The sequence below is a fragment of the Neobacillus cucumis genome, from assembly GCF_002860255.1.
Classification (GTDB): Bacteria; Bacillota; Bacilli; order Bacillales; family Cytobacillaceae; genus Neobacillus; species Neobacillus cucumis_A.
Window position 1 is genome coordinate 248,870 of record NZ_PGVE01000064.1, and the last position, 16,727, is coordinate 265,596.

Consider the following 16,727-nt stretch of genomic DNA (forward strand, 5'->3'; position numbering starts at 1 on the left):
GACAATTTTGAAGTTAGTTAAACTTAGAAAGTCGATTACTGGGAATAATGTTTACATAGAGTAAAAACTAAGTGAGGTGGCATACCTTACCTTTTGTAAGGTACTAAATGATTTGGATGAACGTTCTTATTATTGCATTCCTAGTTACCTTTACTGCATTTTTTGTTGCATCAGAATTCGCCATGGTAAAGGTACGGACGACCAGAATAGACCAATTAATTTTAGAAGGTAACCCAAAAGCTGAAGCAGCAAAAAAAGTAATTTCTAACTTAGACGGTTATTTATCAGCAACACAGGTAGGAATTACAATTACATCCTTAATCCTTGGCTGGTTAGGCGAACCTACAATCCGTACCGTATTACAACCAATTTTTGTGTGGATTCAAATACCACTATCATTAAAACAAATTATCTCATTTATTCTTGCATTTGCCATTATTACTTTTTTTAACGTAGTCATTGGTGAATTAGCACCAAAAACATTTGCAATTCAAAGATCAGAACAAATTATTATGCTTTTTGCAAAACCACTGATTCTGTTTTACAGGCTGATGTATCCTTTTATATGGATTCTTAACCGCTCCGCGCGGTTTGTTACAGGACTTTTCGGAATTAAACCAACTTCCGAGCAAGAGATTGTTTTGTCCGAAGAAGAATTGCGGATGATTCTATCCCAAAGCTATGAAAGCGGGGAAATTAATCATTCGGAGTACAGTTACATGAATAATATTTTTGAATTTGATGATCGAATCGCTAAGGAAATTATGGTTCCAAGAACGGAAGTAGTTACATTATCCAAAGATTCGGCAATGGAGGAAATTCTCGAAATTGTCCGTGAGGAAAAATATACACGCTACCCCCTGATTGACGGAGATAAAGATAATATCCTTGGGGTAGTGAATATTAAAGAAGTTCTAACCGATTGTATACAACAAAAATGTACAGGAGAACAACCCCTGCTTCCTTATGTAAAACCAGTTATTCATGTTATTGAAAGCATACCTATTCAGGAGTTATTGGTAAAATTACAGAAAAACCGCTCCCACATGGCTGTCCTATCAGATGAATATGGTGGGACGGCAGGAATTGTTACCGTTGAAGATATTCTTGAGGAAATTGTTGGTGAGATTCGTGATGAGTTTGATTTAGATGAACTTCCACTTATCCAGAAAAAAGGAGAAAATCATTTTATTTTGGATGGCAAAGTCCTAATTGGTGAGGTAAATGATCTCCTTGGAACCACACTTGAAGAGGAGGAAGTTGATACAATTGGAGGATGGTTTTTAACACAAAAGTTTGATGTTAAAAAGGGTGATACGATTGAAAAGGAAGGATTCACCTTTCAAATATTAGAAAACGAGGGTCATCATATCTTATATATTGAGGTAAGTAAGGCTAGTAACAGCGCTCCCGAGTAATGGAGCGCTTTTCATCATATTAAGTTTTTGTAATTTTTAGATTTTGATACTCATACTTACTGTGTTTCTCCATAAAATATGAGTATCAAGTACTATCTAAAGTAGAACGTTTGACTGTACGGTTTAAATTATTTATAATTATTATTAATTTTTAAATGTAGAGGTGGTAAGATGGGGCTGTCTATCGAATTGGAGAATTAGCAGAAATAGCGCATATGTCAAAACGAACAATTGACTACTATACGTCTATTGGCTTATTAGTGGCAGAACGTTCCAAAGCAAATTACCGTATATACTCTGACGAAGCATTGGATGATTTAAAATTTATTGAAGAATGTAAAAATCTGCACTTTCCATTAGACGAGATTAAAAGAAAACTAGAAATGCGCAAAGCAAAAAACCTTCGTGACTCAGAAGTTGAAAAACATGTTAGTGCTGTAACACAGCAAATGAAACAGCTGCATAACGACCTGTTTGATCTCATTCCTATCTTAGAAAAATTGGATGAGGAACAGAAAGAAATGCTGACTCTAAACTTAAGTCTGCTGCGAACAGCTCTCATGAAATCACTTTTAAGTGTTACGACTTAATTTTTTTTTAAAAACTGGGAGGTGACTCCTTACCCGTCTTACAACGGGATAAGGGAACTTATTTGGACATATTTAACTTGGTTATTATAGCCATTTTAATTGCCTTAACTGCATTTTTTGTAACTTCCGAATTTGCGATTGTTAAAATCAGGAGTTCAAGAATTGATCAGTTAATTGAAGAAGGAAATTCGAGGGCTATTTCCGCAAAAAAAGTGATATCAAACTTAGATGAATATCTATCTGCTTGTCAACTGGGTATAACCATAACTGCCTTGGGATTAGGTTGGATTGGGGAATCGACAATCGAGCATATGCTTAGCCCACTTTTCCTAAAATTGAACTTGCCTGAGAGCGCAACGCAAATATTTTCAGTTGGGATTGCATTTGCGACCATTACTTTCCTTCATGTTGTGGTTGGGGAGCTAGCACCTAAAACTCTTGCTATTCAAAAGGCAGAATTGATTACCTTAGTCATGTCACGACCCTTAATCTTATTTTATAAGATTATGTACCCTTTTATTTGGGTACTAAATGGGTCTGCACGGATTGTTTCTAGTCTTTTCGGGTTAAAGCCGGTATCGGAAAATGAAATTGCCCATTCGGAGGAAGAACTTCGAATTATCCTATCTGAAAGCTATAAAAGTGGCGAAATTAACCAATCAGAGTTTAAGTATGTAAATAAAATTTTTGAATTTGACAATCGGATTGCCAAGGAAATCATGGTACCTCGAACAGAGATGGTTTCCTTATCAAAGGACGATTCATTAGAAACCTTTCTTCAAGTCTTACGGGAAGAAAAATTTACAAGATATCCTGTCATTGATGGCGATAAAGATCATATTATTGGTTTAATCAATATCAAGGAAATCATGACTGATTTAATAGGCAATGAAAATCTTTCATCACAAACTATTGAAAACTTTACTCGGCCTATTATTAGAGTAATAGAAACGATTCCTATACATGATTTATTGGTTAAGATGCAAAAGGATCGTGTTCATATGGCGGTCTTAATGGATGAATATGGTGGAACATCGGGACTTGTTACGGTTGAGGATATCCTCGAGGAAATTGTTGGTGAAATTCGGGATGAATTTGATATGGATGAAATTTCAGAGATCCGCAAGATTAAGGAAAATCATTACATCATCGATTCAAAAGTTTTAGTGAGTGAAATTAATGATTTACTAGGCGTGGAAATTGATGATGAAGATGTCGATACAATTGGCGGTTGGATTCTTACCGAAAATTATGAGGCTAAAGAAGGCGACATCATCCTTCATGATTCATTTACCTTTAAAATTCTTGATATGGAAGAGCATCATATAAAGTATATTGAGGTAACTAAAAATGCAAGTAATGACGAAGCCAGCGCTCCACAAGTTTCAGTAACTAAATCAGAAGTCCTTTCATAGAGATGATAGACCGGTCCTACCGGTCTATTTTTATTTTTCATTAGAAAAATAAAAGACTGTACGGATAACAGTCTCAGGAATAAATTATATATTTTTTGAAATAATCATTTCTTCTTCTAACTTCGCTATTTTAACTAAATGTGAGTCAAGACGGCGATTTATTTGCTGAAGTTTATTATTATGAGTCTCCTCAATCCGCTGAAGTGAATCTTTAATATCGGATAGATCAATCTGGTTTACCTCTACCCTATGTTCGATACTGTCCATTTTTTCTAACCTCGAGAGCCTTTTTTCAATGGTTTCTAATGTCGCATTAAATGTTTGAATTAAATCTTTTAATTCCAGTTCGTTTTCTGTTAATTTTCCTAATTCCTTATCCATTGAACATCCTCCCTTCTTTGGTGTCTTTATTTTATCACGGTTTTCACTATTAATATGTTACAAAAACAGCACATTCGTAATCAATACAATTAAGTAATACTCTTCATTTCTTCGCAATGATTCCAAAAAATGAACATTTTTCTAATAAGCCTTTTACTGTGAATATTATCACATTCAATTCATTTCAAAAATTATATTCTTACATTATAAGGAGAGAGGATTTTATGTTTATTTAATGTTCATTTCTTTCTTATGGTCCATGATTAAATAAAAAGGTTGGTGGTTAGGGATGTTCATATCGATCGATGAAAAAGCGGCATCATGGTTCACAAAAGAATTTGAAGTTATTAAACCAATTAGTATTCGCCTATTTCCTCAATATGCAGGCTTTGGAGAAAAGAATAAAGGTTTTAGTCTAGCTTTTTCGGCTGAACAGCCTGCAAATGCCAGTTATACGCAAGAAATGAACGGAATTACCTTTTATGTAGAAGGAAATGATATTTGGTTTTTTGAAGACATCGAGACCTATTTATCATTTGACGAAGGAATAGCTGAAATTCAAATTACTTATAAGGAAGCCTCAATTATTCATTAATAAAAAGACCAGCCGTTTAGAAATTGGCTGGTCTTTTTAGTTATTCTATTAGTTTACTTGCTTTCCTAAGGTTGGCGGGAATAATTTTGCAGCCTCAAAAACTTTACCAAGTTTTTCTTCACCTTGAGCGAAAATATCATCACCTGCAGTTAGTGAAGGTTTATCTTTTTTCAAATCATCTGCTTTTGCTTGGTAAGATGCAGCATAATCCTTTAATGCCGCTTCAAGGTCAGCTTTTTGGTCTTTAAGTTCTGCTGGAACTTTGAGACTGTTCAATTCAGCTGCAACCGCAGCAGCAGATTCACTAGCCTTTGCTTTCTCCTCAGCAGTTGGCATTTCTTCAGGTGTTGCATCTTCCTTACTTGCCTTTGCTATATACGAATTTAAGTCAGCATCTTTTGCATTAATTTTATTGCCAATTTTCATATAAAATTTAACTAATTCCTTTTTTACATCCACTTTAGGCGCAGCAGCTTCTTTTGTTGCTTCCTTCTTTTCAGTTTTGGACTCATTATTTGAGGAGCAAGCGGCTAACCCAATGGCCATTGTTAAAGCCGATAAGGATAATAAAAATTTCTTCATTTGTTTTTCCCCCATATTTTCTCTTTTTAATACCTCGAATATTTTACACCATATTATGTGATGAGAAAAGAAAAAAAGGGTTCAAAAATAATAAAATCCATCCAAAAAATTTCACAATAAATCGAAACCTATGTTACATAATGATTTATTTGGTATAATTAAGATGACAAAAATTTCCTTTCACTCGATCCACACTTTTCACTGAAAGGGGTTGGACCTCTTGAAACATGTGAGAACTCAAATATTGGTCTTTGGCATTGCTGTCATCCTTAGTGTTTATGCTGGTTACAAATTAGGGAGTTTTCTTGTTAACCGATATGAAGTTTATCCAACCTTTACATTAATAGGGATCATTTTAGGCATCGGTTCTGGGGTACTAACAGTTTACTCCATACTTCAAAAGTATTTTAAAAATCCAGGTAAACAAAGAGCAGAGGAAAATAAGTCTGGTAATGAAATTGGGTCTAAAATAACCGATCCTACAATCGATGTTACACTTGAACAAGTCCGAAAGGCGGTAAGGGAATTTTCTGATACTCTACCTAAAGGAGTTTTCCGTACTATCCTAGTTCAAGATGATAATAGCATTGACTTTAAGCAGCTCGTTCCTCATCTTGGAGGGATTCCTACAAAAAATTACTATATGTCAAAAGAAACTTACGATTTATTTGAAGAAAGCGAAAAACATATACCAAGTGAAATGGATATCGTTCAAAAGGCAGTAGACCAATATGTGAAGGATCATAAAGAATACCCGATGTTGCAATTTGACCCTCAACATAGGGTGAATTATTATTTACTGCTCCAAGAACACTACTTAAAAAAAGTTCCTCTTACACAATTTTATATTACCAACCTTGATGGTTTAATTACACATATTAAACCACAGAATAAAAACTCCTCTCAACTCTGAGAGGAATTTTGCTCTTTTTGGGGGGTTTTTTTTGCTTTTCTTTCAACTATATTGAGATAATAGCACTAACTAATTAAATATATTTCAAAACGAGGGGTACAAAGATGGTAAAACAGAAAAATAAATCGCAGCATTTAGCGACTATTTCTCTTGCAATCATGGGAATTGGTTTTATTGCAACTATTCCATTACAGCATTCATTTTGGGGAAACATCCTCCAAGGTGGTTTTGAAGCAGGGCTTGTCGGTGGTTTAGCAGATTGGTTTGCCGTAACAGCTCTTTTTCGGCATCCGCTTGGTATTCCAATTCCACATACTGCATTGCTGCCAAAAAACCGGCATAGAATTACAGCTGGGATTATCAACATGCTAGAAAATGATTGGCTTACAAAGGAAAGTATTCGAAAAAAAATCAACACCATTGCTTTCACAAAGAAATTAGTAGAAATTGTTGAGACAGAAATTAATTCCACCTCTGTCCGAACCAACATCGTCACCTTTGTTCAACAACTGATTAAAAAAATAGAGGTAACAAAGTTAACACCCATAATTGAAAAGGAATTAAAATCTCAATTAAATGACTGGGAAATAAAAAAATACCTTCCTTTACTAATCGACCAAGTAACCGAACGAAAATATGACGAAAAAACCCTTGATTATATCCTAAAAGAGATCGATGAATGGGCTGGGAAGGATTCTACGAAGTATAAGCTGGGCGGAATGGCAGTAGATGCGGTGGAAAACATTAAAGCGGATGGATTTATGCAGTTTGCTTTGAAATCTTTTAGTAACCTGGTCAACGAAGAAAAATTAGGTAATATTATTCAAAATCTCATTCAAAAAGGTGTAGCCAGTTATCGCGACCCTTATAATGCTAATCGACAAACCTTACTGATTCATATTCGTAACAAACTCGAATCAATTAAAACGGACGAAAAAATCTATGAGGAGCTTTCAAACTTAAAATCATATGCCATTTCTCATTGGGATCTCCAAGATCAAATTAATGATTTATTAAAACAATTTCAGCAAAAAGTGATCGATTTTGTGGCAGAACCTGTCTTTTTACATGACTACTTACTTCCATTTATTCAAGACAGTTTAAATGAATTAAAAAACAACTCAGGAAAAATAGATACCATTGATACTTGGATTAAGTCAAAACTTTCGAACTTTGTTGATAAAAATCATTCCAAAATCGGAAAACTTGTCAAAGAGAATCTGGACAGACTTGACGATAAAACATTGATTAATATGGTAGAAACAAATGTTGGAAAAGACCTTCAATGGATACGAGTGAATGGAGCCGTATGCGGATTTTTAATAGGATTAATCTTAGTGGGTATTAGAGCTTTCTTTTAAATTTGCCTTAGTAATAAGGCTTTTTTTTTGCCATCTCTAAATTCAGTCCTTAAAACTAGTTCTTTTTCCTGATTCCTCTTCATATTATTTAGTACTATAGTCATCGTTTTTAAACAAAAGGGGGCAGGATAATGGCTGTTAAGCTTATTAAGATTTCTGTGGTCTATTTTGTTATTGGGGTACTTATCGGTATGTATATGTCGATGACGGAAGCTTTTGACTTTACACCTGTTCATGTTCATATTAATTTATTAGGATGGATGTCCATGGCACTTGCTGGCTTGATTTATGTTGGATTTCCAAAGGCAGCTGAAACCACACTTGCAAAAGTCCATTTTTGGCTTCATAACATTTCCCTCCCCATTATGATGATTGGGCTTGCTCTTCTGGTATCCGGCGTGGATAGTGCCGGACCTGCTGTTGCTGTTGGCGGCACCTTAATGGTATTAGGAATTATTGTATTTGCAATCAACATATTTAAAAATGTAAAACAATAATGTTTCTTTACCCACTAAAAACGGGTAGTTAACGTGTTTGTTAACTGCCATTTAACTGATTAAAGACCAAAAAAAAGAGGTGACTCAGAGCGATTAACGACTCTTTTAGTCACCTTTTATATTTTATAGTTTTATTTTCATACAGTCATTTTAATGTCTTTGCTTTCTTTATTATAAATGATAGGACGTACAAAACGAATAACTGCTAAGGAGGCAAAGACTGCTAAGCCGCCTGCCAACAAGAATGCACCTGTAAAAGAGCCAGATTTATCCACAATGTAACCCGTTAAAGCAGGTCCAATAATACCTGCAGTATTTGCTAAAAAGTGCATGAAACCTCCAACAGATCCTACACTTTTTTGTTCCACAACATCCTGGATAATGGCCCAGTAGATCGCTCCCGTTAAGTAAAGAAAGAACACTGAAAGCGCCACTAATGTAACCGCACTAACTGTAGTTGTGACAAGACCTGCTATCCCAATACAAACTGCTGATAGGAATAAACAGGATACCAGAACGACTTTTCGGGAGAATAATACACCATTTTGAGAGAACTTTTTGAAAACCCAATCCGAAACAAATCCGCCTGCAGCTAGCCCGATGAACCCAAGAACCCACGGAATAATCGTAACAACACTCATACTCTTGACATCCAAACCACGTGCCTCTACTAAGTAACTTGGAAACCAAGTTAAGAAGAAAAACAAAACATAGTTGTAGGCAAAAAAGGCAAATGCTGTAAACAGGACCGTTTTTTCTTTCAAATAAAAACTTAGTGGGTAGCTCTTTTCCAAACTTTGATTTATTTTTGCGACTGATACATTTCCTGCTGATTTTACCGGTTTTTCTTTAACAAATTTTAACCAGCAAATTGCCCAAATAAGCCCGATGAACATAATGAGGATAAATGAGATTTTCCAATTGTAGGAGATGGCGATAAACCCAACAATTGGTCCTGAAATAGCGCCACCAAGCGGTGTTCCACTATTAGCCAACCCTATAGCAGAGGCACGCTGTTCCATCGGGAACCAGTTATTAACCATTTTACTAATGGTCGTTGAAAGTGGACCCTCACCCATACCGAACAAAATACGAATAACAATCAAGCTTGTAAAACCAACTGCTAGTGCAACCGCTCCACTGAATAGTGACCAAACAATCATGGCAACGAAAAGTGTCATTTTTGCACCATATTTATCAGCTGCCATTCCCCCAATAAAGTTAAAAATAGCATATCCAATTGAAAAACTACTAAAAATAAGGCCCATCTGAGTCGCTGATAAAGATAAATCATGCGAAATAAAAGGAGCACCAATAGACAAGGCAGAACGATCCAAATAGTTAACAACGCCAGCTAGGAATAACAAAATGAGTACTGGTAATCTATTCTTGGCAAACATTAATAAACCCCCCGTTTATGCAAACGCTTAAATTAAGCGCTTACCTTTATTTGATCTAAAAGACTGATTCTCTGAAACTATCGATTTCCTTTCAATCTTGGAAATTCAAGTAAAAGAGTAGTATCCTCTTTTATGTATTAAAAACAACATGAAACTTAAAATGCTTGGCTTAATCTGTGAATCGTTTGTGTCAATTGTCCTTCCGTAACTGATGCAAATTGGAATATTACACCGTTTCCTTAATTTGACTTAAGTAGTCGTATACTGTTTGTGTAACAGGAACGCCATTAACAAGCCTCTCCTCTTCTCGTAGCTGCTCAGGTTCTCCTGGTACCATAACTTTACTGAACCCTTTAACTGGCGGTGTTTGATGAATTTCATCTATCATTTTGTCCATATTTTCTAAGAAGGCATCACTGTCTGTAAAAACAGCCGGGTTTATTACAAACATGAAATGACCTAGCTTGCGCTTTTTATTGTAATCACCATACATTGCAGCAATATGGGGACCAAAAGCGGATCCCGTTAAAATACCAGATAGTACATCCACTACCATTGCCAGACCATATCCTTTTGGACCCGCGAAAGGTAATAAAGCATTTACCTCGTTTGGATCAGTCGTTGCTGAACCGTTTACATCAACGCCCCAATCACTTGGTATAGATGTTCCTGCCTCTCTTGCATGAAGCACTTTACCGAACGCTACGTTACTTGTTGCCATATCCAATATAACTGGCTTATTTTTCTTGGCCGGGAAACCGAATGCTATTGGATTTGTACCAAAATAGGGTTTTGCACCCCCAAATGGGACTACGACTTTGTCCGTATGTGTTACTGCCATACCAACCAAACCTTGCTCTGCTGCTTGTTTAACAAAATAAGATAGCGCTCCGCAATGACTGCTGTTTATAACAGCAACTGTACCAATGCCATTCTTTTTAGCAAGATTGATAGCGTAATCCATTGCTTCCTTAGCGATAACATGCCCAAACCCATCATCTCCATCAAAAATAGCTGAAGAAGGACCTGTATTATTAATTGAGAATTCAGGATTTGGATTCAAGCCACCCTCTAAAAGACGTTTTACATAATGCTCTGTTCGTAATACACCGTGTGAACTTACACCTCTCAAATCAGCATGAACAAGTACGTCAGCAACGATTTTTGCGTGCTCCTCTACTAATCCACCTTTAACAAGCTTATTAATTACAAATTCTTTTAATTTTTCGTGATTTACAATTACATTTGTCATATCCATTCCTCCAGTTTTTTATAATGTTTTAAGGAAACGTTGTTAATTAAAACGCTTACTTTTTATCATAACATGTAACATTTCACATGTTACATGTTATGATATTAAAACAATTTTAATAATCAGTCAATTATTTTATTAAAACAATTTGTATAATTAGATTTTTATTGTGAATTATTTGCATAAGAAATTGACTTCATTTATCTAGTTACCCTATAATTTTATTAACTAAGTAACATGTTACATGTTAGATTTTAGAAGTAAGATAATATAGGAGGGTTACTTTGGCCGAAATGATTGAAACCTCTGCTCTTGCAACACAAATATATAAAGTACTTCGAAATGATATTATTAGTGGGCTTTTTGCGCCTGGAGATAAATTAGATATAATTGAATTAGCAAATAAATATGGAGTCAGTCGTTCACCCGTAAAAGAAGCGGTAAATCAACTAGTTCATGAAGGGTTAATTGAAATATTACCTAGGAAAGGAACTTACATAACTCAATTGCGCTTCAAGGATTGTATAGAAGCCCTTGATGCTCGATTTATGGTTGAAACATGGTCAGCAGAACAAGCTATTATGTATGTATCCGATAATGAAATAGACAATTGGAAGCAAATAATGGATAAAATGGATTCACTATTAATCGTACAGCCCTTTTCCTATGAATCATACAGTAAGCTAGATATGGAGTTTCATCAATTATTAGTGCAATGGGCTAGGAATCAAAAGGTTCAACACATTTATAATTCTATTAATCCTCTCATTTCACTAGCACGAGTTGGATACAGTGAAGTTTTTGAAAATAGCTTAAAAAGACACAAAGATCATCAAAATATGTTCGAAGCATTAAAAAATCGTGACCTCTCCTCCTTGATTGATGCATTGCAACAGCACAATCATTCCTTGAAAGAGGACCTTAAGTTACATTGGAACGAACAATTGTATGGACCAATTGATGAATGAATTTAACCTTACGCCCTTCCACTACTAGGGCGCTCTTTTTAATAACAGGCATATAAAGCAAAAATAGGCTGGCATAGAGTCCGGTTCAATACCGTATCCATACCAGCCAATTAACTGCCTTTCTGTGATAAAAAAACGGAGCCCGTTAACCTAAAATGGTGTCTTCTTTTTAAAAAGACCTTTACCGTCTATATATTTCTAAAAATTTCTTTCTAAGCTTGTCCTTTTCCTGGTTTGTTTTTTTATAATCGTAATGATAGATGGCGCCTTCCCAATCACCATACATTGGGTTAGGGAATACAATGAGCTTTCGGCCAAACTCATCCCTTCGTTTATCCACCTCCTGGGATCTTTCTGAAACCGTTAACCCCTCAAACCCGCTAAAATCTCCTAAATTATCACCAAAGTATAGAAGAATATGGTGAGTCTTTGAGACTTGAGTCCGACGTATTTCCTTCCCTTTTTCACCTGGCTGTTGTAAAAATACATGATCATTAGTCACCTGCGGAGCACCTACAGCATGTAAATTTTTCATAGTAGCTGCTTTTTGTGCTTCATTCCTGTTAGATATATAGTATATATCCACTCCTCTAGCATTTGCATATTGCAAAAATTCAATTGCACCTGGTAAAGCCTCTGCTTCTCCACGATTAAACCAATCATTCCAGTTAAAGGGAACTCCTTGGCCATGAAGGACAAACCAGGCCTGATGGGGGCTGTTATCAAGGATGGTTTCATCAATATCAAGGACAATGGCAGGTTTTAAACCTGTTGTGTTGGGACGTTCCTTTAACATCTCGTCTAATCTCATTTTCCCAATATTATAACCTTGATAATATAAGGCTTTGGCTTCGGCTGAATTTTGAAACCAAAGTACAGACATGGTATTTTGCTCATATAAGTTTACTGAAGGACGGCTTTCCGTCTCAGCCTTCACAGCTAAGGGTGTAAAAGTCAGCACAATAAATACAGATAAAAACCATCTAATCTTTTTCTTCAATCAAAATACCCTCCTTATACTTTTTTAACAATATTAGTATGTGAAGGAATGAAAGTTCCTAGCTATTACTGGAACATATTTTTGCAGCGATATAAAAAAAAGCAGCAAGTCCATTACAAAGACTTACTGCCCTTTATTGCTCTTTAAATTATCCTCTTCTTTACATTTGATTCTAGCATTTCACGCTTATGAAATCCTTTTAAATAATAAACAACTACTAAGAAGACGAGGAATAACGGCCCAATTACCAAGGCAATTCGCGTATCTGGGCTATAGGCCATTAAAGCAATAACAAACGCTAAAAATGCAAGAGAGAGATATGATGTAAACGGAAATAATGGCATTTTATATTTCAATGCCTTTACCTCCCCTTGATTCAAGGTTTTGCGATACCGTATTTGAGATAATAATATCACAGCCCAAGTCCAAATTGCCCCAAACGTCGCAATACTCGTAACCCAGGTAAATACCTTTGCAGGTACAATATAATTTAAAATAACCCCAATTAGCAAAGCACCGGCAGAGGCAAGTACCGCGATTCCTGGAACCCCGTTTTTCGTAACCTTTCCAAAGTTCCTAGGAGCCTCACCGTACTCAGCAAGGTTAAATAACATTCTGGCTGTACTGAAAATACCACTATTACAAGATGAAAGAGCTGCTGTTAAAACAACAAAGTTAATAATACCTGCAGCACCAGGAATTCCAATTTTTTCAAAGGTAAGAACAAATGGACTTCCTTTTGTCCCAATTTCTTCCCAAGGATAGATAGACATTATTACAAACAATGCCCCAACGTAAAATAGTAGAATACGCCAAAAGACTGTATCAATTGCTTTTGAAAGAGACTTTTCTGGATTTTTAACCTCTCCTGCCGTAACACCGATCATCTCAATTCCCAAATAGGCAAACATAACCATTTGCAGGGATAATAAGACACCTTTTATACCATTTGGAAAGAATCCTCCATGTTCCCATAAATTTTTAATACCTGTTGCAATGCCGCCATTTCCAAGCCCAAAAATAATCATCCCAGCACCGATGGCAATCATCGCAATAATTGTAATGATTTTAATTAAAGCAAACCAGAATTCTAATTCTCCATATGCCTTTACTGCAAGGAAGTTAATTGCCGCCATCATAACAAGTGCTGCCAATGCCCAAATCCATCTTGGAACAGTTGGAAACCAGTACTCCATATAAATTCCAATGGCTGTAATCTCTGCCATACAAGTAACTACCCATAAAAACCAATAATTCCAGCCTGTTATGTATCCGGCAAGTGGTCCTAGATAATCTCTGGCATATCTACTGAATGATCCTGCTACCGGCTTTTGGATCGCCATTTCTCCTAAAGCTCTCATAATGAAAAACATGATTAACCCGCTAAATGCATAACCAGCCAGTATCCCAGGACCGGCCATTTTTATTGCAGTCGCTGAACCTAGAAATAACCCTACCCCTATAGCTGCACCAAGAGACATTAGTGTTATATGTCTTTCCTCTAATCCGCGATGAAGTTCTTTGTCCTGAGTGTTTTTACTCATCCATAATCTCCCCCTGATAAAAAAACTTCTAACCCATTCATTTGTTCATAATAAGAAAATTAACAATTATACTACAAAGTAATATCATACTACTTCCAAACGATTATTGCGACAGTCTACCCTCCTATTTTTCATGTTGTCAGCGCTTACAAATTTAATTAAAATTATTTTGAACTATCTTTGACGTTATTTTAACATTTTTGTGAACAAACTTTTTTGTAGAATAACGAGAAAATTATCGTAACTTTTTGTAGAATTAAACTAAAGCTTAAATAATTTCTTAATAGAATTGTGGAGGTTTTCATTTTGAATACTAGACAACATGATCCGTTTAAAGCAGCTTTTGATAGTTTAGAAGAGCTCGCAGATCTAATAAGCCAAGTTTTAAATTGCCCGATTACTATTGAGGATGTCAACCATCGTCTTCTTGCTTATAGCACCCATGATGAACGGACTGACCCTGCAAGGATTTATACTATCATCGGACGAAGAGTACCTGAGAAGGTAATCAATCAATTATGGAAAGAGGGCACAATCCCAGCACTGCTTCAAACTCGTGATCCAATTCGAGTAAAAAATATAGAAGATATTGGGCTTAATAATAGAGTTGCTATTTCTATCTGGAAACAAGATGAAGTATTAGGTTTTATTTGGGCCATAGAAATTGATAAAACCTTAACTGAAGAGGATTTTGATCTGTTAAAAAAAGCTGCAGATTCCGCAAAAAATAAACTTTTACAGCTTCAAACAAGAAAAAACAAAAAAGAAGAGCACTCGCAAGAATTCTTTTGGAAACTTTTAACAGGCCATTTGAAGGGCGAAAAAGACATTTACGAACGGTTTCATGCATTAAAAATTTCGCCATCACCTTCCTTTGCCATTGCTGTTTTTCAATTTCCAGTGAACATAACAAACAAAATAGAACAAAACATCTCTTATCTGTTAAAAACCAGTCAATTAATGAAAATACTACTTTATACGATTGACTGTAATCAACTGATAGTATTAATCTCCGCTGGAAATATTAGAGAGCCTTTCAAAGAAATTAATCATTTTGTTCAAACCTTTGTCTCAACCATGAACGAGCGGTACAGTATAAAGGGAATTACCCCTGTATACAGCAGTATTTATGATGACTATCAAAAAATGAGTCAGGCATACAAAGAAACATTAGAAGTTTTGTCTATTAAAGAAAAGTTTCCATTAGAGACCCAAGAAATTTTCAATTATCAAAAGCTTGGTATTTTCCAACTTTTTGAATTAATTTCTAAAAAAAGAGAAAGTGAACCCTATGAAAACTATTCATTAAAAAAATTAAAAGAATATGACCAAAAACATAACAGTAATTTACTTGAAACATTAGAAGTCTTTTTAAATAAAGATAACAATATTAATGATGCAGCCAAAGAACTCAATGTCCACGCTAATACGTTAAATTATCGGTTAAAACGAATTTCTGAAATTGGTGATGTGAATTTTAAGGATCCAAATCAGAAGATGCTTCTGTATCTTGACTTAAAGCTTGAGAAATATAGCTAGATTTGAACATTTTGTGAAAAACTCCAAAAAGGATAAAAACTTTTCTCCTTTCTTAACAAAGAATTTCTTCGGTATACCTTCTATACTTTAGCCATAACCAAGAAAAACTTACGAGTTTTAGAGGAGGACTTCAAAATGTATATTGGTGTACCTAAAGAGATTAAAAATAATGAAAATCGTGTCGCACTTACTCCAGCTGGAGTTGTTACTTTAGTGAAAGCTGGTCATACTGTATTAATCGAAAAGGACGCTGGTATTGGAAGCGGTTTCTCTAATGATGATTATTCAAAAGCGGGCGCTGAAATCATTGAAGATGTTAAGAATGTTTGGGTAAAATCAGAAATGATTATGAAGGTTAAAGAGCCTTTAGAAAGTGAATATCAATATTTCCGCCCAGGGTTAATCTTATTTACTTATTTACACCTTGCTGCTGAGCAGGCTTTAGCTCAAGCTTTAAAGGATAAAGGCGTCATTGCCATTGCATATGAAACAGTAGCTGTTAACAGAACACTTCCACTTCTTACCCCAATGAGTGAAGTAGCGGGTCGTATGGCTGCGCAAATTGGAGCACAATTTTTACAAAAAAATAATGGCGGTCAAGGCATCCTTTTAGCTGGAGTACCAGGTGTTAACCGCGGAAAAGTAACCATTATAGGCGGTGGTATTGTTGGTACCAACGCAGCTAAAATGGCAATCGGTCTAGGGGCAGATGTGACCATTATCGATTTAAGTGCAGACCGTTTACGCCAATTAGATGATATCTTTGGAAATCAAGTGAAGACCTTAATGTCTAATCCTTACAATATTGCAGAAGCAGTAGCGGAAGCAGATCTTTTAATTGGAGCCGTATTAATTCCAGGTGCTAAGGCACCGAAGCTGGTAACAGAAGAAATGGTGAAGTCGATGAAGCCTGGTTCCGTCATTGTCGATGTTGCCATTGATCAAGGCGGAATTGTAGAAACCAGCGATCATGTTACAACACACGATAACCCTACTTTTGTAAAGCATGGTGTTGTTCACTATTCTGTTGCGAATATGCCAGGGGCTGTTCCAAGAACATCAACACTCGCTCTCACAAACGTTACAGTTCCATATGCATTAGAAATCGCAAATAAAGGGGTCATTAAAGCCCTATCTGAAAATGCTGCTTTGAAACTTGGTTTAAATACAGCTAATGGAGAAATTACTTATGAAGCTGTCGCAAGAGATCTTGGGTACCAGTATGTAACAGTAGAAGAAGCATTGGCAAAAGAACTTGCTTCTATCTAATCA

16 protein-coding genes are annotated in these 16,727 nt (G+C 35.7%); 10 read left to right on the plus strand and 6 right to left on the minus strand.

Features of this window, described 5'->3' with window-relative positions:
* The first annotated feature begins 107 nt into the window (after positions 1 to 107).
* The 3 genes from CVD27_RS17765 to CVD27_RS17775 all read left to right on the plus strand — a co-directional run bounded on the left by CVD27_RS17765 (position 108) and on the right by CVD27_RS17775 (position 3,423).
* Complete coding sequence (locus CVD27_RS17765) at positions 108 to 1,418, plus strand: hemolysin family protein (RefSeq protein ID WP_101649225.1); 1,311 nt, start codon at positions 108 to 110, stop codon at positions 1,416 to 1,418.
* 188 nt (positions 1,419 to 1,606) lie between these two features.
* Positions 1,607 to 2,008, plus strand: coding sequence for a MerR family transcriptional regulator (locus tag CVD27_RS17770; RefSeq protein WP_257984414.1), 402 nt, complete (start codon positions 1,607 to 1,609; stop codon positions 2,006 to 2,008).
* A gap of 62 nt (positions 2,009 to 2,070) precedes the next feature.
* Positions 2,071 to 3,423 carry a hemolysin family protein gene (locus CVD27_RS17775; RefSeq protein ID WP_101649227.1) on the plus strand — a complete coding sequence of 451 codons (1,353 nt, stop codon included), beginning with the start codon at positions 2,071 to 2,073 and terminating at the stop codon, positions 3,421 to 3,423.
* Positions 3,424 to 3,507: 84 nt separating this feature from the next.
* Here CVD27_RS17775 and CVD27_RS17780 read toward each other — a convergent pair whose 3' ends face one another.
* On the minus strand, positions 3,508 to 3,804 hold the full coding sequence (locus tag CVD27_RS17780; RefSeq protein ID WP_101649228.1) for a hypothetical protein: 297 nt from the start codon (positions 3,802 to 3,804) through the stop codon (positions 3,508 to 3,510).
* A 289-nt stretch (positions 3,805 to 4,093) separates the two neighbouring features.
* On the opposite strand from CVD27_RS17780, the gene CVD27_RS17785 reads away from it, so the two are divergent.
* Positions 4,094 to 4,399 (plus strand): HesB/YadR/YfhF family protein, encoded by a 306-nt coding sequence (locus CVD27_RS17785; protein WP_101649229.1) that lies wholly within the window; start codon positions 4,094 to 4,096, stop codon positions 4,397 to 4,399.
* 48 nt (positions 4,400 to 4,447) lie between these two features.
* Here the strand turns inward: CVD27_RS17785 and CVD27_RS17790 are convergent, their stop codons facing one another.
* Positions 4,448 to 4,981 (minus strand): hypothetical protein, encoded by a 534-nt coding sequence (locus tag CVD27_RS17790; protein WP_101649230.1) that lies wholly within the window; start codon positions 4,979 to 4,981, stop codon positions 4,448 to 4,450.
* A 229-nt stretch (positions 4,982 to 5,210) separates the two neighbouring features.
* On the opposite strand from CVD27_RS17790, the gene CVD27_RS17795 reads away from it, so the two are divergent.
* The 3 genes from CVD27_RS17795 (at position 5,211) to CVD27_RS17805 (ending at position 7,752) form a co-directional block, all read left to right on the plus strand.
* Positions 5,211 to 5,894 carry a DUF3939 domain-containing protein gene (locus CVD27_RS17795; RefSeq protein ID WP_257984415.1) on the plus strand — a complete coding sequence of 228 codons (684 nt, stop codon included), beginning with the start codon at positions 5,211 to 5,213 and terminating at the stop codon, positions 5,892 to 5,894.
* Between the two features lie 104 nt (positions 5,895 to 5,998).
* Positions 5,999 to 7,255, plus strand: a complete 1,257-nt coding sequence (locus CVD27_RS17800) for a DUF445 domain-containing protein (RefSeq protein ID WP_101649232.1) — start codon at positions 5,999 to 6,001, stop codon at positions 7,253 to 7,255.
* Between the two features lie 131 nt (positions 7,256 to 7,386).
* Positions 7,387 to 7,752, plus strand: a complete 366-nt coding sequence (locus CVD27_RS17805; RefSeq protein ID WP_101649233.1) for a cytochrome-c oxidase — start codon at positions 7,387 to 7,389, stop codon at positions 7,750 to 7,752.
* Positions 7,753 to 7,889: 137 nt separating this feature from the next.
* On the opposite strand, the gene CVD27_RS17810 is transcribed toward CVD27_RS17805, so the two are convergent.
* Positions 7,890 to 9,152, minus strand: coding sequence for an MFS transporter (locus CVD27_RS17810; RefSeq protein WP_101649234.1), 1,263 nt, complete (start codon positions 9,150 to 9,152; stop codon positions 7,890 to 7,892).
* 226 nt (positions 9,153 to 9,378) lie between these two features.
* Positions 9,379 to 10,404, minus strand: a complete 1,026-nt coding sequence (gene allD, locus CVD27_RS17815; protein ID WP_101649235.1) for an ureidoglycolate dehydrogenase — start codon at positions 10,402 to 10,404, stop codon at positions 9,379 to 9,381.
* Between the two features lie 293 nt (positions 10,405 to 10,697).
* Between allD and CVD27_RS17820 the strand changes: the two genes are divergently transcribed.
* Entirely contained in the window at positions 10,698 to 11,372 is a 675-nt protein-coding gene (locus tag CVD27_RS17820) for a GntR family transcriptional regulator (RefSeq protein ID WP_101649275.1), read from the plus strand.
* A 181-nt stretch (positions 11,373 to 11,553) separates the two neighbouring features.
* Here the strand turns inward: CVD27_RS17820 and CVD27_RS17825 are convergent, their stop codons facing one another.
* Both CVD27_RS17825 and alaP read right to left on the minus strand, forming a co-directional pair.
* Positions 11,554 to 12,372 carry a 5'-nucleotidase, lipoprotein e(P4) family gene (locus CVD27_RS17825; RefSeq protein ID WP_101649236.1) on the minus strand — a complete coding sequence of 273 codons (819 nt, stop codon included), beginning with the start codon at positions 12,370 to 12,372 and terminating at the stop codon, positions 11,554 to 11,556.
* A gap of 143 nt (positions 12,373 to 12,515) precedes the next feature.
* Positions 12,516 to 13,916, minus strand: a complete 1,401-nt coding sequence (alaP, locus tag CVD27_RS17830) for an alanine permease AlaP (protein ID WP_101649237.1) — start codon at positions 13,914 to 13,916, stop codon at positions 12,516 to 12,518.
* 306 nt (positions 13,917 to 14,222) lie between these two features.
* Between alaP and CVD27_RS17835 the strand changes: the two genes are divergently transcribed.
* Positions 14,223 to 15,455 (plus strand): PucR family transcriptional regulator, encoded by a 1,233-nt coding sequence (locus CVD27_RS17835; RefSeq protein WP_101649238.1) that lies wholly within the window; start codon positions 14,223 to 14,225, stop codon positions 15,453 to 15,455.
* A 135-nt stretch (positions 15,456 to 15,590) separates the two neighbouring features.
* On the plus strand, positions 15,591 to 16,724 hold the full coding sequence (ald, locus tag CVD27_RS17840; RefSeq protein WP_101649239.1) for an alanine dehydrogenase: 1,134 nt from the start codon (positions 15,591 to 15,593) through the stop codon (positions 16,722 to 16,724).
* The last annotated feature ends 3 nt before the right edge of the window (positions 16,725 to 16,727 follow it).

What these genes read in the sequence shown, in the direction of transcription:
- CVD27_RS17785 (WP_101649229.1), top strand. Translation starts at nt 4,094, where the DNA reads ATGTTCATATCGATCGATGAAAAAGCGGCATCATGGTTCACAAAAGAA.
- allD (WP_101649235.1), bottom strand. Translation starts at nt 10,404, where the DNA reads ATGACAAATGTAATTGTAAATCACGAAAAATTAAAAGAATTTGTAATT.
- CVD27_RS17820 (WP_101649275.1), top strand. Translation starts at nt 10,698, where the DNA reads ATGATTGAAACCTCTGCTCTTGCAACACAAATATATAAAGTACTTCGA.
- CVD27_RS17800 (WP_101649232.1), top strand. Translation starts at nt 5,999, where the DNA reads ATGGTAAAACAGAAAAATAAATCGCAGCATTTAGCGACTATTTCTCTT.
- CVD27_RS17790 (WP_101649230.1), bottom strand. Translation starts at nt 4,981, where the DNA reads ATGAAGAAATTTTTATTATCCTTATCGGCTTTAACAATGGCCATTGGG.
- alaP (WP_101649237.1), bottom strand. Translation starts at nt 13,916, where the DNA reads ATGAGTAAAAACACTCAGGACAAAGAACTTCATCGCGGATTAGAGGAA.
- CVD27_RS17780 (WP_101649228.1), bottom strand. Translation starts at nt 3,804, where the DNA reads ATGGATAAGGAATTAGGAAAATTAACAGAAAACGAACTGGAATTAAAA.
- CVD27_RS17805 (WP_101649233.1), top strand. Translation starts at nt 7,387, where the DNA reads ATGGCTGTTAAGCTTATTAAGATTTCTGTGGTCTATTTTGTTATTGGG.
- CVD27_RS17765 (WP_101649225.1), top strand. Translation starts at nt 108, where the DNA reads ATGATTTGGATGAACGTTCTTATTATTGCATTCCTAGTTACCTTTACT.
- CVD27_RS17810 (WP_101649234.1), bottom strand. Translation starts at nt 9,152, where the DNA reads ATGTTTGCCAAGAATAGATTACCAGTACTCATTTTGTTATTCCTAGCT.
- ald (WP_101649239.1), top strand. Translation starts at nt 15,591, where the DNA reads ATGTATATTGGTGTACCTAAAGAGATTAAAAATAATGAAAATCGTGTC.